Annotated in this window: 21 protein-coding genes; 6 read left to right on the top strand and 15 right to left on the bottom strand. The window is 47.6% G+C overall.

Translation table 11 applies throughout. The features are described 5' to 3' along the window. Positions 1–22: 22 nt before the first annotated feature. Complete coding sequence (locus BCT27_RS24845; protein WP_102397107.1) at positions 23–838, top strand: helix-turn-helix domain-containing protein; 816 nt, start codon at positions 23–25, stop codon at positions 836–838. Positions 839–877: 39 nt separating this feature from the next. Continuing rightward, positions 878–1276 (top strand): VOC family protein, encoded by a 399-nt coding sequence (locus BCT27_RS24840; protein ID WP_102397106.1) that lies wholly within the window; start codon positions 878–880, stop codon positions 1274–1276. A gap of 115 nt (positions 1277–1391) precedes the next feature. Here the strand turns inward: BCT27_RS24840 and BCT27_RS24835 are convergent, their stop codons facing one another. The 4 genes from BCT27_RS24835 to BCT27_RS24820 all read right to left on the bottom strand — a co-directional run bounded on the left by BCT27_RS24835 (position 1392) and on the right by BCT27_RS24820 (position 5093). Then, a complete protein-coding gene (locus BCT27_RS24835; RefSeq protein WP_102397105.1) occupies positions 1392–1784 on the bottom strand; it encodes a hypothetical protein in 393 nt (130 codons plus the stop codon). Positions 1785–2083: 299 nt separating this feature from the next. Further along, positions 2084–3115, bottom strand: a complete 1032-nt coding sequence (locus BCT27_RS24830) for a DUF2860 family protein (RefSeq protein ID WP_102397104.1) — start codon at positions 3113–3115, stop codon at positions 2084–2086. A 114-nt stretch (positions 3116–3229) separates the two neighbouring features. After that, on the bottom strand, positions 3230–4444 hold the full coding sequence (locus BCT27_RS24825) for a sensor histidine kinase (RefSeq protein ID WP_102397103.1): 1215 nt from the start codon (positions 4442–4444) through the stop codon (positions 3230–3232). Continuing rightward, positions 4434–5093 carry a response regulator transcription factor gene (locus BCT27_RS24820; protein WP_102397102.1) on the bottom strand — a complete coding sequence of 220 codons (660 nt, stop codon included), beginning with the start codon at positions 5091–5093 and terminating at the stop codon, positions 4434–4436. Before BCT27_RS24820 ends, BCT27_RS24825 begins: the two co-directional genes overlap by 11 nt. Before the next feature lie 122 nt (positions 5094–5215). Between BCT27_RS24820 and BCT27_RS24815 the strand changes: the two genes are divergently transcribed. The 3 genes from BCT27_RS24815 to BCT27_RS24805 all read left to right on the top strand — a co-directional run bounded on the left by BCT27_RS24815 (position 5216) and on the right by BCT27_RS24805 (position 8326). Continuing rightward, the gene (locus BCT27_RS24815; protein WP_102397101.1) at positions 5216–6346 is read left to right on the top strand and encodes a fumarylacetoacetate hydrolase family protein; all 1131 of its coding nucleotides are present in this window, start codon (positions 5216–5218) and stop codon (positions 6344–6346) included. Positions 6347–6648: 302 nt separating this feature from the next. Then, on the top strand, positions 6649–7893 hold the full coding sequence (locus BCT27_RS24810) for a leucine-rich repeat-containing protein kinase family protein (protein ID WP_102397100.1): 1245 nt from the start codon (positions 6649–6651) through the stop codon (positions 7891–7893). A 97-nt stretch (positions 7894–7990) separates the two neighbouring features. Further along, positions 7991–8326 (top strand): PBPRA1643 family SWIM/SEC-C metal-binding motif protein, encoded by a 336-nt coding sequence (locus tag BCT27_RS24805; RefSeq protein ID WP_102319377.1) that lies wholly within the window; start codon positions 7991–7993, stop codon positions 8324–8326. Positions 8327–8435: 109 nt separating this feature from the next. Here the strand turns inward: BCT27_RS24805 and BCT27_RS24800 are convergent, their stop codons facing one another. The 10 genes from BCT27_RS24800 to BCT27_RS24755 all read right to left on the bottom strand — a co-directional run bounded on the left by BCT27_RS24800 (position 8436) and on the right by BCT27_RS24755 (position 18820). Beyond that, positions 8436–8765 (bottom strand): DHCW motif cupin fold protein, encoded by a 330-nt coding sequence (locus tag BCT27_RS24800; RefSeq protein WP_102397099.1) that lies wholly within the window; start codon positions 8763–8765, stop codon positions 8436–8438. A 66-nt stretch (positions 8766–8831) separates the two neighbouring features. Beyond that, positions 8832–9185, bottom strand: a complete 354-nt coding sequence (locus tag BCT27_RS24795; RefSeq protein WP_102397098.1) for a DoxX family protein — start codon at positions 9183–9185, stop codon at positions 8832–8834. Positions 9186–9417: 232 nt separating this feature from the next. Then, the gene (gene choV, locus BCT27_RS24790) at positions 9418–10608 is read right to left on the bottom strand and encodes a choline ABC transporter ATP-binding protein (RefSeq protein ID WP_102319374.1); all 1191 of its coding nucleotides are present in this window, start codon (positions 10606–10608) and stop codon (positions 9418–9420) included. 2 nt (positions 10609–10610) lie between these two features. After that, positions 10611–11459, bottom strand: coding sequence for a choline ABC transporter permease subunit (gene choW / locus BCT27_RS24785; RefSeq protein ID WP_017010678.1), 849 nt, complete (start codon positions 11457–11459; stop codon positions 10611–10613). 108 nt (positions 11460–11567) lie between these two features. Continuing rightward, a complete protein-coding gene (locus tag BCT27_RS24780) occupies positions 11568–12461 on the bottom strand; it encodes a choline ABC transporter substrate-binding protein (RefSeq protein WP_371976611.1) in 894 nt (297 codons plus the stop codon). Positions 12462–12672: 211 nt separating this feature from the next. Beyond that, positions 12673–14370, bottom strand: a complete 1698-nt coding sequence (gene betA, locus BCT27_RS24775) for a choline dehydrogenase (RefSeq protein WP_102319372.1) — start codon at positions 14368–14370, stop codon at positions 12673–12675. Positions 14371–14400: 30 nt separating this feature from the next. Continuing rightward, positions 14401–15861 (bottom strand): betaine-aldehyde dehydrogenase, encoded by a 1461-nt coding sequence (betB, locus tag BCT27_RS24770; RefSeq protein ID WP_102397097.1) that lies wholly within the window; start codon positions 15859–15861, stop codon positions 14401–14403. Beyond that, positions 15862–16491: a transcriptional regulator BetI gene (gene betI / locus BCT27_RS24765; RefSeq protein WP_017010674.1), complete on the bottom strand. Its 630-nt coding sequence runs from the start codon at positions 16489–16491 to the stop codon at positions 15862–15864. 423 nt (positions 16492–16914) lie between these two features. Beyond that, a complete protein-coding gene (locus tag BCT27_RS24760; protein ID WP_102397096.1) occupies positions 16915–18126 on the bottom strand; it encodes a cation:proton antiporter in 1212 nt (403 codons plus the stop codon). Positions 18127–18418: 292 nt separating this feature from the next. Further along, positions 18419–18820: a hypothetical protein gene (locus tag BCT27_RS24755; protein ID WP_102397095.1), complete on the bottom strand. Its 402-nt coding sequence runs from the start codon at positions 18818–18820 to the stop codon at positions 18419–18421. 193 nt (positions 18821–19013) lie between these two features. On the opposite strand from BCT27_RS24755, the gene BCT27_RS24750 reads away from it, so the two are divergent. After that, positions 19014–19913 (top strand): pseudouridine synthase, encoded by a 900-nt coding sequence (locus tag BCT27_RS24750; RefSeq protein WP_102397094.1) that lies wholly within the window; start codon positions 19014–19016, stop codon positions 19911–19913. Positions 19914–19987: 74 nt separating this feature from the next. Here the strand turns inward: BCT27_RS24750 and BCT27_RS24745 are convergent. After that, the coding region (locus BCT27_RS24745) for a calcium-binding protein (RefSeq protein WP_133153400.1) at positions 19988–20975 on the bottom strand (988 nt) is incomplete at its 5' end.

The following is a 20975-nucleotide window of genomic DNA, read 5'->3' as shown; positions in this document are numbered from 1 at the left end:
ATTGAGGCAGCAATAACACACGATGTTACCAGAGATTAACTATCACCCAATTCAAGGCAACGTATTGCAAGATCAGGGGTATTTTACCTTTGCACCATCTGCACCACTAAGCCGTTGGGTACAACATTACTGGCAGTTGAACGTGCCGCTTGGGCGCTATTGTTATCGAAGCATGCCTGATAATTGCGTTGATGTGATTATTAATCTGAGGAACGCGGACGACATATTCATCGTGACACCCTACTCATCAGCTGTCGTTTTTGAGCTGACAGGCCCAGAGGCTTACTTTGGCATTCGATTTAGGCTCCTAGGACACAAGGCCATTGTTTCAACACCACTTGAAGAATGGGATTTACTTTCCAACGACACGCGAAATGCCGACGTTATACCAACGCGCGTAATCGATGCTCTTCAAGACTTAACGCGACTTAACCTGCCCTTTGAACAACGATGCCAACACATTTCAACCGCTTTGCTAAACGCGTCGAGGCAACCAAACGTTGATCGCCGTCTTATGCGCTTTGTGCGCTATTCACACCAACACGTTTCTTCCAATATCGATCTATCAGAGAAAACATGCTCAGAATTTGGCCTCTCTGCGCGTCAGCTTCGCCGATTGACTCAGCTTCACTTTGGTCTTTCCCCAAGAGATTTCACAAGAGTCATGCGCTTTCAACATGCATTAGACCGACTCAAAACACAGCCGCGAAAAGCATTCTGGACAGACAATTACTACGACCAATCGCATTTCATCCGTGAATTTAAGCGAATGTCAGGCGCAAAGCCGAACGCGCTGTTTGATTTGTCCGTTTTGTACAATAACGACAAGCCTTTTTGATCAACACTCAGTGATTGTTAATCAAAAAGGACAAAGAAGATGATTGAGTTCCAATCGATGTTCCCCGTAGTAGTCGCACCAAATTTAGCGGCTATTAAGCAATTTTATGTTTCCGCATTTGGGTTTGAAGCGGTGTTTTATGACCCTTCGTTCTACCTTCATTTAATGTCTCCCTCCTCGGGCGTCCAACTCGGCTTTCTTATACCCAACCATCCTACTCAGCCGGATGTTCTCCACACCAAGATGGCAGCAGAAGGCATTGTTGTTTCATTGGAAGTGCAAGACGCGGCAAACGCTTTTGCTGAAGCCAACGCCATGAACTTAAACATTGTGATGCCGATAAAAGAAGAAGAATGGGGCCAAATACACTTCATGGTTGAAGACCCAGCAGGCATGCGCATTGATATTGTTGAGCACATCGCGCAGCCCGAACACTAGCGACAAAACTCACACAACATAGCCTGCCTAGGCGGGCTTATTTAAGTCAATTATCAACAACTCAACAGGCGGCCTTTCTCATTCAAGTTTGCCTGATACCAAGAACAACAAAATGTCATATCACCTTAGACAATTTCGTGACTTGGTGGTCAAACACCGCAAGGCTTTTCCCCGTCCGGCATCGCGCCACGGTAAGCCACTGGCGACCCGTTCCATCACCGTGTTGAAATTCAATTTTAAGTGCATATTTGTTGGTGTATTTTACGCCAAGCATAAGACCCATTACCGACAGAACAATGGCAAGGTAAAACGTCCCCGGGTTATCAAATTGGCTCCAGGCAAGCCAAACGGCGAACGAGAAAATAAACACCCAGAATGCCACCTGCAGCACGTTACCCACCCATGAGGTTTTCTCGACTTTAATCGCAGAGATTTTACGAATCGAGTAGGAATCTTTTCTGACGGTAAATTCACCGTTTTGTAGCGAGAAATCCTTCTCTAAGTACACATTGCTTTCCTTCTTCTACTTGGTATTTTTTCGAAAAACCGAAACAAGCTTAAAAGACCATCGATATAAGATCTAATCTCAAAAAGTAAGAAATAGCAGGAGGATGTAAAGGTGCGAGAGCCTTCGCAAGATTGTAAAATCAACCTATGAATTCCAAGGCATTAAGACAATAAAAATAGACAAAGGAAATGCAAGTAACGATGCAAATTGGAATATGAAGATAGAGTGCTAGGGACTGCCCGGCGAAGTCACCGGGCTTTTTTCGTTAAACCGTAAATATTGAGTTATTACCAACATATTCAAAACTGATATTGCATGCCTATCGTCACCAAGTAATTGTCACTGTCGTAAACATCAATATTCGAATTAACATGATCCCAACCGCCTCGAACAATCATTAATGTACTGTCGATATTGAATGGAGAGGCGTAAACATAGGTTGCGGACAATCCGAATCTGTCATCCTTACGGGTACGGCCAAACAACGCTAATTCTTTATCAAAGTTCTGCTGACCGCTACTTACCCCCGCCATCACCACATGTCGACCTGTACGATATTGTGTCTCAACATCCATGCCATAACGTTGACTATCAGGGGCACTAACGTCTGACTGAATATCCAAATAATGGCCAACCCATTCAACGCCCCACTGTTGATTAAGCTGCATGTCATAGCTCAGCTCTGCATAGCTGAGCGTCGCATCACGCTGGAGTTCAGCAACGGTAGTGTCTTCATCAACGTTGAACTCACCCCGTGCGAGTTCAACAGACCAATCAGAGCCCAATAGCTTGTTATAATTGGCTATCACGCCACGAACAGCGGCTTTTGTCGTTTCACGCTGAGTATTAAGCAGATAGGGGTTTTTCCAGACCTCTTTTTCCAATAAGCCCGGCACAATACCCAAAGCGAGATAGGAATCATCTTTCAAGTAATGGCGGTATCCTGCGTTGAGGTAGAAATCGCTCGCCATACCAACGATGTCGGTTTCAATATACAACTCGCTGGTACTATTTAGACGATATTTCACATCCCAAAAGGGAATGACCACCACTTCACTGTTGTTTTCAGATGTCGAATACTCACTGATAACAGCATCTGAATCCGTGCTCAGCGGCGATGTGGTTCCACTGAACCCCGTAAACAAGCTCACAGACCCATAAAAACCTTGGGGTACAGAGTCTTCTGCTGTCACGAAGGGGCTGGTCAATAAGCAAATTATCGAGAACATTTTTGCAGTTTGACCGTACGTGGTGAGCACGGGAGATGAGGCATTGCCTTTCAGAGGACGTTTGTTGGTTGTGGTTGGTGAAAAGCTTGGGACAGTTTTCATAGCAGCATCCTTGTTTGTTTATGATGCTGTTCACTCTATCCTTCCTTATGTCACAACCATGTCACCAATAAATCACCGTAAATTACCCAATGAGAAAGGGATGTCAGTGCGGCATCAAAAGTAGATCACCACCGTCGCCTTTGAGGAAGCAATCCGAAAATGGTAACGCCAATTTGCGCTTCGACAAACCACCTTTACGATTTCCTCGCCATGACCAAAACCATGTTGAGCAGCCTCGCTAATATCATTTTGAATAACTAACCGCCGTCCCTCTAACGCAACCCTCACCGAGCTGAGTGAATAACTAAACGCATTGCGAACAAGGTTCGCCAACACAACCTTCGCAAAATCTTCAGCAACGATCACATCGGATTCGATGGTTCGCATCACATCGATATGTCTATCCGACAACAAATAGTGATGTCGCGAAAGACTTTCGTTGATGATATTTCCAAGTGACACCCTATTTTGCTGGCCCATCTCCTCTCGGCCGATAAGCAAAAACGTATTGATCAGCTTTTCCATGTCCTGATTGGCCAACTCAATACGACTGAGGATGTTTCTCTTTTTTTCGTCCCCTTCTATCATCTTGAGCAACTCTACAGCGCCTTTCGTCACGTGAACGGGCGTGCGCAATTCATGGCTGGCAAACCGCGTGAATTGTTTTTCTCGCTCAAGAAAAGATTGGATCCGCAAGTAAGCATTCTGATAGGCATTTTGAAGGGCGCCAATTTCATCATTTCGTGCCCGCCTCTTTATACTTGCCCCATCCTCAGGCAACTGATGAACCTGTTGAACCAGTCCCAGGATAGGTAAACTAAAGTGACGAGAAATCAGATGCGCTGCCACCAGCCCCAAGGCGAAAACCAATAACATCATGTACGCGACATACGCCATAACGCCTTGGCCGTAATTCACCATTTCAGGGTCTTTATCAGGAAAATATACAAAATGCAGCCAGTCACTTTTAAAGGGAGAAAGAAACGTCACCACATGCGCATTGCTGAGTTCAAATTCTTTCACACCTAAGGTGTCGATACCTTTGAGGAAGTCTGGGATGGTGTTGTCATCACCCGAGTAAAGCGCAAGGTATGGCGAAGTAATATTAGCGGCAGCCCCGAGCTGAATGGAGGATTGCATCCACTGCCTTTGCATCAACGTGGCACGTTGGTTGATAAAGCTATCCGCAGCAATTTCCGTGGCAGCCCAAGAAATGATGCCTATCGCTAGCACGACCAACAACATTAACACGCTAATAATCACAAACACTTGATGGCGAATATGGCTAGTGTACCAGCGTTTAAAGGTATGACGGGCTTTAACCAGCATTGAGTCGATATCCTTTACCGCGCTCAGTGATCAACATCCCTTCCGGCAGGGCTTTTCTCAGACGGTAAATTTGTGTTCGCAGTGCACTGCTGTCTACCTCCTCTTCTCCCCATATGTCGTAGGCAATATCTTGGCTAGCCACAAGGGCTGGCGCTCGGCTCAACAGCAAACGCACGATGCGCTTTTGCGTCGGGTCAAGCAACAAAGGTTTGCCTTCTACACAGACCAAATCAGTCGCAAAATCAAACGTTAAAGCACCGAAATTCAGTGCTGGGCTCATCCTGCGCTGATTTCTTGCCTCTAAGGCTTGTATCCGCGCGTGTAGCTCCTCAACCGCATAGGGCTTCACAAGATAATCGTCAGCCCCGGCTTTAAATCCCGCCAATTTGTCGTCCAACGTGTCACGCGCAGTGACGAAGATAATGGGCGTTTCTGCATGTTCACCAGCGCGTATCTCATCACACGCTTTTAGCCCATCCATTACAGGCATCATGATATCGAGAATAATCAAATCGAATCGGTGAGCATTGAGTAATTGCAATGCACTCGCACCATGGTAAGCAAAATCAACATCATGACCCACCAAGGTCAAATAATCCGCTAAGTTCTGTGCCGCGGCATGGTTATCTTCGGCAACAAGAATTCGCATAATTATCCTCTATCAAACAATCAAAACATGGGCTTAGGGTGGTTGTTATTACTGCAACCTCTAGTGACACACTTGTGACGTTCAAGCGCTTAACCTAACAACATCACACAAAGGAGAACGCCATGAAAATCCCATTCACACCGTTTTGTATCACCAGCTTGTTCGCATTAGCTTGTATAAACATCGCCAGTGCCAACGACATTGCCTCTCCCAACACTGCGCTGACGTTAGCGCAAGTGATGGCACCTTCGGGGGAGAAAAACACGTATCTAGTACAACAAGTTATGCAAAATAAGGTCACAGCGAAGAACATTAGTGAGCACTTTGACTATTTTCCCGACGACCCTCTCAATTTCTTGAAACAATACGGTTACGAAGAAATAGAAAGCAGCTTTAAGGCTATCCCTTCTACGGTCATTGACTATCAAACGTTGCTCGCAGCCGGTGGCGACGGTAACGCACACATTGCTGCGGGCACTAACTATGCCGAACATGGTGAAGAAGCAGACATTGACGAGGTTTTCCTATTCCCTAAATTCGCGCAAGCAACGCCTAGCTACTCTCAAATCCGCTATCAATCGGATGTGTTACTCGATTATGAAGTTGAGCTTTGTATGCGATGGGTGGACAACCTTGAGAGACCAGAACAGGTCGGAGGCTATGTCGGTTTATTTGTCTGTGGTGATTTCACAGATCGCGCCGAGCTGCTGCGCAAGATCGACGTTGATAACGTGACATCAGGGCATGGGTTTAGTGATGCCAAAAGTGGTGAAAAACGCTTTCCTACAGGTCCCTACATTGTGGTTCCCAAAAACTGGCAAACATTTTTAAACGACATTTCTTTGTCCACCTACGTAAATGGTCAACAACGACAGCAAGCCGAAGCCAAAGAAATGCTTCGCTCACCTAAAGACCTCATCACGATGATATTGTCTTCTGGAGCATTACCGCTATGGCGCTATGAGGATCAAGACGTGGTGTTGTTTGAAGGCACTGCGATCACCAGCGATCAAAATATCGTGACGGGCACACCCGCTGGCGTGATCTACAACACTCCAGGCTGGGGCTATCGAATAGTGAAATCATTGAAGTGGTTAGCCACCTTCTCTTTCGTAGAGTCAGGGCCCATTGACTATATTCTCGAGGAATATATCGCAGAGAGCTTTGCGGATAACCGCTACTTGCAAGCTGGCGACAAAGTACAGCTGACCGCAACATATCTGGGCACGATTGAAGTGGACATTACGCCTTAATCAATCCTACTCATTGCAATACAGAACAAAGCATTATGAGGTTTAACCTTCTATCAATGCGTTTCGGTTAAAGCGTGGCCTGATGAAAACAGGCCACGCTTTAATTGTGAGAGCGATTCATTGTATCGTCCATATCTCAGGTTCTCTGTGGTTTCTACAGGCTTTTGAAAGAGCGATTCAGCACATAGCAAAAAACGGGCGGATACGAACCTTGCGAGAGCCCACACAGAACCTCTAACGATTTGAATCACTTTCTTGTAGACTAAGCGCCGATTGTTTTACCGCTACTATGGATTTTCATTTTGCATTCTCTTTCTCAGCTACGTGCCGGCGAACTCGTAGGCGTGACGCGCCTTACACTGTCAGAAAACCTTACCGAGTTTCCCCTCGAGATCTTGTCTCTTGCCGACAGTTTGGAAATACTGGATCTGTCCAATAACCAGTTGTCCTCGCTTCCCGATGACATTGCACAGCTGCATAAACTGAAAATCTTCTTTGCCTCAAACAACCAATTTGACACCATGCCCGAAGCTCTAGGCCGCTGCCCTGAACTCGAAATGATTGGCTTTAAGACCAACCAGATTGTGCATATTCCTGAGAATGCTTTACCGCCAAAACTGCGTTGGCTGATCCTAACGGATAACCGTATTGAAACCTTACCGGATTCACTGGGCCTGCGTCCGCGCATGCAAAAGCTCGCGTTGGCAGGAAACCGCTTAACCTCATTGCCGCAGACGATGCGCCATTTGGAGAACCTTGAGCTTCTCCGCATCTCAGCAAACCAACTCACCGAGTGCCCAGACCAATTGTTGGATTTACCAAAACTGGCGTGGTTCGCATTTGCAGGCAACCCATTCTGCCGTTCTGACATCAGTGTTGATTCAGTACCCCATGTCGCTTCTTCTCGCTTTACGCTACAAAACGTATTGGGGCAAGGTGCATCTGGGGTTATTTCAAAAGCGGTATGGAACGAGGCCCAGCAAGACTTCCAAGACGACATTGCCGTGAAAGTTTTCAAAGGCGAAGTGACCAGTGATGGTTACCCGCAGGATGAACTCAACGCCTGTTTGAAAGTCGGCAATCACCCGAACCTGGTTCAATCACTGGCGCAGGTCAACGAACCTGGTTTCCTTGCCCTGATCATGAACCTGATCCCGTCGCATTATAAAAATCTTGGTTTACCACCGAATTTTGACACCTGCACACGCGACACTTTTCCTGCAGGATTTACCCTGTCCATTGCGCAGATAGATGCCGTCGTGACGCAGATGCGTGATGTGTTTGAGCACCTGCACGCCAATCAAGTGTGTCACGGCGATTTGTACGCCCATAACACCTTGTTTGACGAAGAGGCCAACATCCTCTTTGGTGACTTCGGCGCGGCGAGTATGTACCACATGCTAGATGACAAACAGCAGAGCCAAATCAAGCAAATCGAACAACGCGCACTAGACTTCTTTATTGATGATTTACTGAGCGTATGTGCTGAAGACAATCGCGATAGCGCCCGTTTTCAAGCGCTTAAGCAGGCAATTAAACCAAATTAAATACAGGTATTGCCCATCTAGGTATTAGATTCCGTTTCTTCGATGGGCATTTTGCTGTATAACCTCACTCCGCATTTAACTAACCCGGAAAAATCCCATGTCTAAGTTTTTCTATAAAGGCAGAATCGAGAAAAAACCAAAGTATCAAAGTTTTGGTTATAACACTAAGCGTGCTGCAAAACCGGGTTCAGAAGACCTACCATTAACGCTAACGGTGCAAACGGAAGAACGCAAAGCAGAGCTTGAAGCCATCGCGCTTGAAAGCGAGCTATTCGTGTCCATCACCGTCGATGCAGACCAGCCAGAAGAAATCACTGAGTTGGAAACGCTATTGGCAAAACCTCAAACCACAGTGTTTGATAAAACGCCAAACCGTAACGACCCATGTTCGTGCGGAAGCGAAAAGAAATACAAGAAATGTTGCGGTAAGTAACGGCTGAAAAAGGCACCGAGAAGGTGCCTTTTTTGTCTCTGCTTCCCTTTGTTTCTCTGCTTCAAAGAGGCGATATCGGTAGTCACGCTCTCAGTGACGCCATGAACATTCAATCAACCACGAAGAGTGTCGCGCCAAGCTTGGTCGAAGAACGATGCGCCTCGGCATTATCTGCCACTTGATAGCTCATGCCTTTTGTTAGGGTGTAAGTACGTCCATCATCTAGCTCCGTGTCTAATTCGCCTTCTAAGCAAAATAGAATGTGCCCTTTCGAACACCAATGGTCAGCCAAGTAACCTGCAGAGTACTCCACCATGCGAACGCGCATATTACCAAAGTGCTGCGTGCGCCAGTAAGCCATGCCCGTTTCACCTTGATGTTCAGTGGGCGTAATTGCTTTCCAATCCGTAGTGCCAAATGGCAGGTCATTTATATCCATTGCTGCGTGTTATCCCTAAATGGTGAGTGTGAGAAAAGATCCGTCTCTGACCACACTACGCACAAGTCACAGCACATTCAATTTTGCATACAGCACAAAGCTTGATAACAACAACGTCACGATGGCGGGAATACCGTCTTTCCACGTATCGAAACGCACGTGGAAGCAAATTGCGCCCGCTGAAGTGACAAGTAAACTGGCCGCACCAATAACCCCTATCATTCCCGACGATAAAATCGTCACCGCACCAAACAATTCAATGCACCCTACCAAAAACATGATCTGACGGCTCAATCCATATTTTTCAAAAAACACCAATTGCGTATCAAAAATCGTCTTCTGCCAACCAAGAATTTTGATTGAACTCGCGAAGATAAAGAACACGCTAAGCATGAGTGACACAATGAAAACGGCGGTCATCCGGGCTACCTCAAAAGATAAACGTTAACGGGGTGATTTACGTTAACAAATCCTAATATAAGGACGCGTTACTTCCCATATGCAAAGGTGATTCGTGACACCAAAAGATGCTAGATAAGGCGAGCCAGTTCCACTTTCAACAGGCTGCAAAGCAAAAAAATGAGGTAGAGACATCCAATGTGTCTGTACCTCATTTCATGACTATTTCGCAGATTAGTCAGGCTGCTGGCGGCTAAGCCGCTTGTGAGAAATGCTTGCCGAGCAGTGCATGATAAAAGTCGTTATCACACAGCACGCCAATCACTTTCTCGTTTTCACTCAGCAACACTGGCTGACCGGTTTGATAGCGAATTTCGAGCGCATGACGCATAGATATATCTGCCGATGCAAGCACCACAGAATCCACAGCCAATGCCTCGATGCTGTCGCCTTTGCTCCACTTCACCAAGGGTAAATCTTGCTCTTGGCGTTGAGCTCGAACCACCAGCCCTTGCTCATTGGTTTTCAACACCGTCTGTTCATGGCGTTTTAACACTAAGGTGTCGCCAACACGTGTAAGGTCGCTAAGCGATGTCATTAGGGAGCGACCACGCAGCACGTTAAGCGGATTGGTGTGCGCGACAAAGTCTTCTACATACTGATTCTCAGGACGAAGCACGATGTCTTCTGGCTTGCCATGTTGAATGATCTTGCCCGATTCCATGATGGCGATATTAGTGCCGATTTTCAGTGCTTCGTCTAAATCGTGGCTTACGAACACAATGGTTTTGTTGAGCTTGCGTTGAAGCTCAATCAGCTCATCTTGAAGCTGATTACGAATCAGCGGATCCAGCGCCGAAAACGGTTCATCCATCAGCAAAATATCGCTGTCCATGGTAAAGGCACGCGCTAAACCAACACGCTGCTGCATGCCACCAGAAAGCTCGTGCGGGAATTTGTCTTTCCACTCACTCAAGCCTACCAGTTCCAGTTTTTCTTCTGCATGCTTACGTCGTTCTGCTTTTCCCATGCCTTGCATTTCAAGACCAAAAGCGACGTTATCTACCACGCTTAACCACGGCATTAAGGCGAACTTTTGAAACACCATGGAGATCCGGTGTGAACGCAGATCACGCAGCGATTTCTCATCAATGCCAGCAAGGTTTACTTGTTCTTCGCCCAAGTTCACTTCAAGCGAGCCACGCGTTACAGGGTTCAGGCCATTCACAGCACGCAGCAAACTCGATTTTCCCGAACCGGACAAGCCCATCAAGACACAGATCTCGCCTTTCTCAACGGTGAGCGAGGCGTTGTGTACGCCCACAACATCACCGGTGGCTTCTTGAATCTCCTGACGCGTTTTTCCTTCATCCAACAAGGCGAGGCTCTTGTCCAAAGACTGCCCAAAAACCACATCGAGGTTTTTAATCGTAAGTGCATTCATGCTTAGCCTTCCTTGTTTTGAGATGCAGGTGCTTTGCACAAACGGTCGAGGATAATCGCCACCAATACAATCGCCAGACCCGCTTCAAAACCTTGTGAAATGTTCACCGTGTTAAGCGCGCGAATCACGGGCTTACCTAAACCATCCGCACCCACAAGTGCGGCGATAACCACCATAGACAGTGACAACATGATGCACTGGGTGATCCCCGCCATGATGCTTGGCATTGCAGCAGGAAGTTCCACTTTGTAGAGCAATTTTGACGGGGTTGCGCCGAACGCTTTCCCCGCTTCAATCAATTCTTCAGGCACACTGCGAATGCCTAGATATGTCAGGCGAATCGGCGCGGCAATAGCAAAAATGATCGTCGAAATCAAACCCGGTACAACGCCAAGACCGAATAACACCAAGGTCGGGATCAGATAAACGAACGTTGGGATGGTTTGCATCAAATCCAACACGGGCCGCATGAAGGTATACAGCCAAGGACGGTGTGCAGCCAATATGCCAAGGGGCACACCCACAGCGACAGAAAGTGACGTGGCGGTGAGTACCAGCACGAAGGTTTCTATCATTTCTTGCCAATAACCGAGATTCAAAATCAATAAGAGTGCGACCACAACGAAAGCGACCAATGGCACGCTGCGGTGAAGCAACCACGCAATGGCGGCGGTCAGTGCAATGGGCACATAAGGCGGAAACCATTGCATGACGTCAACAAGGGAGAGAATCAACCATTCTAGCGACACGGAGAGCGCGTCGAAAAAGCCAGAAGCATTGTACGTTAGCCAATCCACACCGGTTTCCATGTAGCTGCCGAGTGGAATTTTATTGTCTGTAATCCAGTTCATGTGTACTCCAAAATCCATCATGGTGTGGGCGGCGACGCAGAGAAAATGCACATGCGCCACCTACCCTTTGTTCCCGTCAATCACTGCGGACGGGAGACACAACGATGATTACTGGATATCTAAATGCGCTTTTACCGCTGCCAACGCATCTTTGCCGTCAGCAGTTTTAACGCCATCTAACCATGCATTCAACACGTCTGGGTTCGCTTGTAACCACTCTTGTGCCGCGATTTCAGGCTTATCCCCATCGTTCAAAATGCCGTTCATGATGTCGTTTTCCATCGCTAGCGAGAACTTTTGGTTGGTGAGCAGTTTGCCTACGTTCGGGCACTCACTGAGATAGTTTTTACGCACATTGGTAAAGACATTGGCACCGCCGTAGTTCGGGCCAAAGTAGTCATCACCACCGGCCAGATATTCCAACTCAAAGTTACTGTTCATTGGGTGCGGCGCCCAACCAAGGAACACAATCCATTGGTCACGACGTACAGCACGTTTTACTTGCGATAACATGCCCGCTTCGCTCGACTCGACCAGATTGAACCCTTCCAAACCAAACGCATCTGCATCGATCATGTCTTGGATAAGACGGTTACCGTCGTTACCCGGCTCAATGCCATAAATACGGCCTTTGAATTTGTCTTCGTGTTTTGCGATATCTTCAAAGCTTTGCACGCCACCTTCGAACGCATACTTAGGAACAGCAAGGGTGTATTTTGCGCCTTCAAGGTTCATGTTTACGGTTTCAACCGTGCCCGCATCGCGGTATTTAGCGATATCGCCTTCCATGGTTGGCATCCAATTGCCCAGGAAAACATCGATGTCACCGTTTGCCAGCGAGGTATAGGTAACAGGTACTGAGAGCAACTGAATGTCGGTCTTGTATCCCATACCTTGCAGTACAAGCGTTGTCGCCGCTGTGGTCGCAGTAATGTCAGTCCAACCTACATCAGAAAAACGCACAACATCGCATTGGTTCGCCATTGCAGGTGCAGCAGCCATGGTTGCTGCAAGTGCGAGGCTCAGCCCTGTTAGTCGTTTGGTCTGTTTGTTATCCATCATTACGTTCCTTTTCCTTTTTTGAGTGTGAGGATGCAACATCATTGCGGCATCCACTCCTTTTTTACTGACGTTTACAGGTGTTCTCTTATTCTTATATTTTCCTAATTGCGGTTTGTTAAATTCAATTAGCCAATGATTGAGCAGATCAGGGTTATTTCTCTTCATGCTCATCCAGCGGAAAGAGGCGCTGCTTGGTTTGCCAGTTCGGGTCTTGCCATACCGACACATCAGCAGGCGACAAAGTGTCATCATTTAAGATGATGTCTGATGCACGCTCCGCCACCATAATGGTTGGGCCATTAAGGTTGCCATTCGTGATAGTAGGGAAGATGGAAGAGTCCACCACACGGAGGTTTTCAATACCGCGCACGCGGAGTTTCTCGTCCAGCACCGCAAACGGATCGCTGTCTGCGCCCATCTTGCAGGTGCAGGATGGGTGATAAGCACTTTCCACGTTTGCTTTCACCCAGGTATCTATCTCTTCATTCGTATTTACATTCATTCCCGGCTGGATCTCGCCGTCACCGAAGGCATCGAACGCTTGCTGTGAGAGAATTTCACGGGTAAGACGAATGCAATCGCGCCAATCTTGTTTGTCTTGTTCTGTGCTGATGTAGTTGAAAACGATCTCTGGCTTGTCAGCAGGATTGGCGCTCGTAATACGCACATGCCCGCGGCTTTCAGGTTTGTTAGGTCCAACGTGCACTTGGAAGCCATGCCCTTCAACGGCAGATTTACCGTCATATCGAATGGCTGCTGGTAAGAAATGGTATTGGATGTTCGGCCATTTTATGCCCGCGCGGCTGCGGATAAATGCGCACGATTCAAAATGATTGGTTGCACCTAAACCGTCTTTGAACAAGATCCAACGTGTGCCGATCAAACCTTTGCTGATGAGCCCCAATTTGCCGTTAAGCGTGATCGGCTGCTTGCAGTGATATTGGAAATACACTTCAAGGTGGTCTTGCAGGTTTTCGCCGACACCGGGTAAATCGAGGCTTACCTCGACCCCTGCTTTTTCAAGCACCGCTTTTGGGCCGATGCCTGACAATTGCAGCAATTGCGGCGAACCGATCGAACCCGCAGCACTGATGATCTCTTTGTTGGCATGCACCTCAACCGTCTGGCCACCTTTGCTGTAGCTCACACCGACGGCGGTTTTTCCCGCCAGAATAATTTTGTTGACCGTCACGCCTTTAATCAGGGTCAGGTTAGAACGCTTCAAAGCAGGGCGAAGATAGGCGTTCGACGTTGAAGCACGCACACCGTTATCGACCGTCATGTGCATCGGGCCAAAGCCTTCTTGCTGATAACCGTTGTAATCATCCGTGACAGGGTAACCAGCCTGTTCTCCTGCATCGATGAAAGCGCGGTATAGCGGGTTCAATGCCATGTCATTACCGTTACAGGTTCCAACAGGCCCGTCCCCGCCACGATATTCATTTGCGCCACCCGACCAATGTTCCGCACGCTTGAAATATGGCAGACAAGATGAGTAGTTCCACCCTTTTGCGCCATCTGCTTCCCACTGATCAAAGTCGTGGGCGTGGCCTCGCACATACACCATGCCATTGATGGAAGAGCTGCCACCCAGTACTTTACCGCGTGGACAATGGAGCTTTCGCCCATCCAACCCTTCTTCGGCCTGCGACTCAAATTGCCAAGCGTACTTCTCCGTGTTCATGGGATACGACAGTGCCGTCGGCATTTGAATAAAAATGCTTCTATCCGTGCCACCCGCTTCCAACAATAAAACCTTGTGGTAGCCAGACGCCGTCAGCCGATCCGCCAGCACGCAGCCCGCAGAGCCTGCGCCAACAACAATGTAATCAAATTCAGTGTTACTCATGAATCGTTCAATTCCTTTACTGACTCGGGTCTACGCGTAAGGGCTGTCCACATCCCCAAGCTCGACATACACGCTCTTGGTTTGGGTATAACTGCTCAGTGTTTGGACGCCATTTTCACGGCCAATCCCTGACTGCTTATAGCCACCAACAGGCATTTCTGCTGGCGACGCACCCCAGTTATTGATCCAGCAAATGCCGGCTTGAAGCTTGGCAATCACTCGGTGGGCGCGAGAGAAATTCGTCGTGAACACACCTGCTGCGAGGCCATAGTGGGTGTCATTGGCACGCGCAATCACGTCCTGTTCATCGCTGAATCGTAAAACAGACATTACGGGGCCAAAGATTTCACTTTCAACGTGCGGCATGCCGTCGTCGCACTCAGCAAAAATGGTCGGCGCGACAAAGTTGCCGTTCGCCAAATCCCCTTCCGTGATTTGGTAGCCGCCAGTTAACAGACGGGCATTGGATTGTTTGCCTTGCTCAATGAAGCCAAGCACTTTTTGAAGATGGTCTTTTGAAATCAATGCGCCGATTTGTGTATCCGGGTGGCTAGGGTCACCGACGATCAGTTTTTCCGTACGCGTTTTAAGCTGCTCTACAAATGCATCGTAAATGTCGTCCTGCACAAAGACGCGTGTACCATTGGTGCACACTTCCCCTTGGGTATAAAAATTCGCCAACATGGCACCGGAGACGGCGTTATCCAGTTCGGCATCACTAAACACGATCAGGGGTGATTTACCGCCTAGCTCCATGGTGACAGGCTTGAGCGTGCCTGCTGCATCGGCCATGACTTTTTTACCCGTGCCGCATTCGCCCGTGAACGAGACTTTCACGATGTCTTTGTGACGTGACAGCATTTGACCCACACGGTAGTCACCTTGCACCACATTAAACACGCCATCGGGCATGCCCGCTTCGGTAAAGATTTCCGCCAATTTCAACGCCGTTAAAGGCGTTTCTTCCGACGGTTTGAATACCATGGCATTCCCCGCGGCAAGTGCTGGACCCGCTTTCCACATCGCAATTTGAATTGGATAGTTCCACGCGCCGATACCTGCACACACGCCCAACGGTTCTTTTCGCGTGTAGAAGAATTGGTTTTCGCCCAAGCTTTGCTGTTCACCTTGTATAGATACCGCCAGACCGGCGTAATACTCAATCACATCCGCGCCTGTCACCACGTCAACATACAAGGCTTCTTGAATCGGCTTACCCGTGTCCAATACTTCCAAGGCTGCCAGTTCGTCATTACGTTCGCGAAGGATGGCTACGGCACGATTCAAAATGGTGCGACGTTCAGGCGCGCTCATTGCTGACCACACTTGAAAGCCTTCCCATGCTGATTGAACCGCTTTGTCCACATCCGCTTGGCTGGCTTGTTGCACATCTGCTAATGACGCATTGGTTGCAGGGTTGAGTGTTTGGAACGTTTCACCAGAGGTCGCGTCTACGTAACCGCCGTGGATATAAAGTTGTTGAGTATCCATTTAATTTTTACCTTGTTGGTCTGGATAAGAAGGTGACGCGTTAGACGCGTGTTGTAACTGAAGTTCGAGATAATCTTCGATGGCAGCGACGGCAGATTTAGGGGCAATTCCATCAGGATTTAGCGCGCCGCGAAGCCAGATGCCATCGATCATTGCGGCGATACCTTGCGCGACAAACGCAGCGCGTTCGGCTGGCATCAGCATTTTGAGTTCGAGAGTCAGGTGTGAGAGAAGACGTTGAGCATTGACACGTTGAAGACGAAATAACGCAGGTTCATGCATGGCATGGGCCCAGAACGCGAGCCATGTTTTGGTGACTTTGCTATTCACTTGATTGCCATCGAAGTTCCCTTCGACAATCGCAAGGATCCGCCCTTTAGGATCGCTTCTGTCAACCAACCTCAATCGTTGTTGCACGCCACTAGAGAGTTGGCGAAGTACGGAGCGCATGGTTTCTTCCATCAAGCCATGCTTACCGCCAAAGTAGTGATTGATGATTCCCGCCGACACACCGGCTTTTTTGCTGATCAGCGAGACACTTGCGCCTGCAAGTCCCACATCATCAATAACAGCCATGGTGGCTTCCACTAACTGGGGACGACGTATTGCCGGCATTCCTACTTTTGGCATTCAAACCCTCCTTGGTCTTCGTCCTTAAGCGATCATATTTCCATTCTAAGATCGACGAACCATCGATAGTAAATGTAGTCGAATTTTTTTTGATTGATCGTTCAATTAAAAACAGACTTACAAATAAGACACCCTTTGTCAAAATCAAGTTAGTGTCATAACTGTTTGTAAATATGAACAAATGAATTTAAATTACGATTTTTCAGTGAGTTATAACTTTAGGGTAAAAGGCTAGGAATTTTACAATCGCGCATCATTTAGGCCACTAAACATTATCTTTTGGATGGGCATCGCTTTGAATGACTATAGGTTTGAATAGACATAGCTTTGAATGGACATAGCTTGAGAATTCGCCAGAAACAAAAAAGGCAAACACAGAAATGCGTTTGCCTTTATCGTTGTTTGGGATTATCGATCGATGAATCAGCGTGTCATTTTTGACAAAATCCGAACCGTGACCAGTGGATACACAAGCAGAGAGAACAAAATCATGACGAACGCCAACGACAAGAACAGCGATTGATACTGAAAATCCGCAGGCAGCAGCAAAATAAGCGCTACCGACACCGCACCGCGTGCCCCAGAGAAATTCAGTAGCCAAAACTCATTCATCGAAAGGCGCATGCCCTCCACGCGCATCACTGGTTTCAACACAGAAAGCGCCACAAAACGCCCTGCGAACAACAACCCTATCGCTAACAACGTATGGCTAACGGGTAAGTCTGTATTTGCAGTCAACGCAAAGAAGCTGGTACCGAGCAAGAAGAACAGCAAAGCGTTTGCCGCATAATCGAGGTATTCCCATACTCTTTCTTCCGCGAGGCGGTTGGCTCTGTCTTTGTCTGGTTTATACCCATACGCGAGCGCTGCGGCGAACACCGCCAAAATGCCAGAAAAATGCAGGGTTTCTGCCACCACGAAACTGCCGTAAGCAAGGGCGAGCGTGATATTGGTGGTGAGTATGTAGTGCGACGTGTGCATTAATCGAAGAATAAAACGGGCTAATCGACCGAGTACTGCCCCACTGATCAGCGCACCCGTAATGTGTGTTACAAAGCTCACACTGGTATCAACCACACTGAAACTGGTCATGCTGAAAATCAGCAATGCGAGTATGCCTGCCACGGTGACAACGAAACCGTCATTGAGGATCGACTCACCTTCTATTAACAGTTTTTGGTTTTCAGTGATGCTTTCGTTGCCTTTAAACAGAGCACTGACCGCGAGCGGATCGGTCGCTGAAATGATCACGCCAAACAGCATTGCGGGCAGTAACGCAACATCCAACAACCAGTGGATAGCCAACCCTATGGTCAACATACTCACCACAATGCCAAGCGTTCCTGCAATGACAGCAGGCACGATGATGGGCCTGAAATGGAACAAACACATTTTCTTGGTCGATGCGAAGATCAAAAGCGGCACAAAGACATACAAAACAACATCGGGATCCATCACCAATTCTGGCAAACCTGATTCTGGATTGGTCGACACCCACCCATAAGCAATGCCTGCGAGTAGAATCCAAATGATGTCGGAAAATACCATCCATTTTTCCGACACGTAAAAAATAACGTTAAGCGCCATCCACCCTAAAACCGCGTATGTCACCAACGTAGGAACTGATTCTGTCATCATCACTCCATGTGATTGTTATTACACTCGTTTGCCTTCCCATAACAGTAGTAAAAAGAGAGGGCAACCCCGTATGAGGATAAGGTTCAGTGTGCAGTCAAAAAGCCCAAACGCAATGCCACCTTTCTTCCAAGAAAGGAGTTTGGTTCTATGGGTGTAAGAATTGGTTCAGTGGATTGTTTTACATATCGATTAGCATAATAAATGCTGACAGAAGTATCTGTATTTTTGGGTATCAACCCATTGTAAAACACCGCGTTAAATCGGCGCAGTGTTGAGGCTCTTGTGACAACTATTGGTGCGCATTGCGTTGCGACGTAAACACCCAGGAAAAGAAAATCATAAAGACAAAATCGTTAAGCCCATAGATTGTATAGAAAGCCCCCGCGAACAAATCCGCATCATACACAGTGCTTAAACTGTTGCCTGACACCCAATTGATCCAAGCAACGACATACACCAACTTTTCTATCGCAAAGGCTCCCGCCAGCCATTTGATGTTTGAATGAATGAATGCCGTACCAAGGTAAGCAAGTCCCCATACCGCGATCATCAACAAGCCAAAATTCGACATCACAACGGGGTCAGCATCGTTGATGGCGGTATTGGTGAACGCGCGAGAAAAAATCAGCACACCGCCAATGTTCATCGCGGCCGCCGCGAAAAGCCCAAGTTTTATTGTTTTAGCATGCATGATTAAATCCCAAACTTTGTTTCGTCATGTCGTCACCTCCGACAGAAATCAGGTTAATAATCAACCAGATTAATCAAGGCTTATTGCCTCAAAAGCGAAGATAAGCAAAGGTTGATTCGTAAGGTATGCTTCCTCTTACTCTGAGTGCCTACATCCACTATAATCACTGGCCATCCCCAGTAGACGACCCATCATGAGCATTTCAGAGCAACCTTCCACATTGAGCTTGCCGCAAACCAATCCAGGGGTCGAGACGGTATTGGAATATCTCATCATCAAATTTCCTTTCATTGACGCACAGGTTTGGCATCAGCGCGTGAGTGACGGAAAAGTGCATTATCACAATGGTACGCTCGTCACCGAACAGTCACCGTTTAAGCCCCAGCAACGTATCTACTATTACCGCGAAGTGGAAAGCGAACCCCATATTCCCTTCAAAGAAGACATCGTGTTCCAAGACGAGCACATTGTTGTGGCATATAAACCGCATTTTCTCGCGGTCACCCCCGGTGGCATGTTTGTGAATGAGTGTCTTCAGAACCGACTACGAAAGCGGACAGGTTTGTCAGACTTGCAGGCACTGCACCGTTTAGACAGGGTAACCGCAGGCTTGGTGATGTTTTCCATAAACCCCGAAAGCCGCCAGCACTATCATCACCTGTTCGAAACCCGGCAGATACACAAAACCTACCAAGCCGTTGCTCAACTGAACAAGGGAGAAAACATTGTCGGCCAAGAATGGGAGGTTAAAAATCGTATCGTTCAGTCTGAACCGCGCTTTCGAATGGTGGTGACGGAAGGAGATGCAAACAGCCATTCAGTGATCCGATGCATCCAACAATCTGAATCAAAAGCATTGTTTGAGTTGCACCCTGTGACAGGGAAAACCCACCAGCTGCGTGTTCACATGCAATCATTGGGTTGGCCAATATTGAACGACAAATACTACCCGATGTTACAGTCACTCTCTGCGGATAACTTCGACGCCCCCTTGCAACTACTGGCAAAGTCAGTGGCGTTTATCGATCCGATCACGCATCAACCAAGGCAATTTAGCTGCCCACAAAACCTTGAGCTTGGAAAAAGCCATTGAGCTGTATTCGCGCAGCACAAAAAAAGGCACCAATCACTTGGTGCCAAAGAGGGATGTTAACAAAAGATCATTATTTATGTGAAATCGAAGATGTCCGCACTGACCTGATCGATTGAGAAATCGTGAAGGACAATTGAAGAGTTTGAGTTACCGAAATGGAACGCCGTGGTATTGGCATCATGCGCCCAATACGTCACATCATTCATACCCGTTGAATACGAGCCGTGGATTTCAATAACATCGACACCTTTTTCAAAATCAAAGATATTGTCGCTACCACCATTTGCTGAGGTATCAAAATAAAAAACATCGCTCCCTTCGCCACCCCACAGATAGTCATTGCCTTCACCACCAACAATGAGGTCATCACCCTCTTCACCTTTGATGACATCATAATCGCCACCACCGTAAAGTTCATCGTTACCCGTGCCGCCAAAGAGACGGTCTTGACCCCATTCGCCACGAATAAGATCATTCCCGCCATCGCCTTTCAGGGTGTCATCACCCCAACGACCGATAATGCGATCATCACCATCACCACCAAACGCTCTATCGTTACCTTCACCTGCGTTAATCACGTCGCTTCCCGCGCCGCCGTGGATCACATCCTGTCCTTCATCACCATAGAGTTTGTCATTACCCTCATTACCAAAGAGTAAATCATCACCTTCATCGCCATGAACAACATCATTCCCATAGCCACCCTCGATGGTGTCATTATCAGCACCACCGTTCAGATCATCATTACCTGAACCGCCATCGATAATGTCATCGCCAGCTTGGCCATAGATCGTGTCGTTTCCATCAGCAGGTACGACTGGCGTGGTATCAACATAGATTTCGTAGCTAATGCCACCTGAATGACCAGAAGAAAGGACTTCAAGCGTGGTAAACGGCATATCTATATCGATTGTGGTGTAGTCGCGAGTGTCTACATCGCGGGATTGGAGGTGACCAGCTTCATTGATGAAATCATCGTTATCGCCACTCAAATTACTGATACTGATCGTACCGTTGGCAATACCATCCGCCAGACTGATTTCAACACCATCCAGTTTGAAC

The sequence above is a fragment of the Enterovibrio norvegicus genome (assembly GCF_002876705.1).
Classification (GTDB): Bacteria; Pseudomonadota; Gammaproteobacteria; order Enterobacterales; family Vibrionaceae; genus Enterovibrio; species Enterovibrio norvegicus_B.
This window is presented reverse-complemented; position numbering and strand designations above follow the sequence as displayed.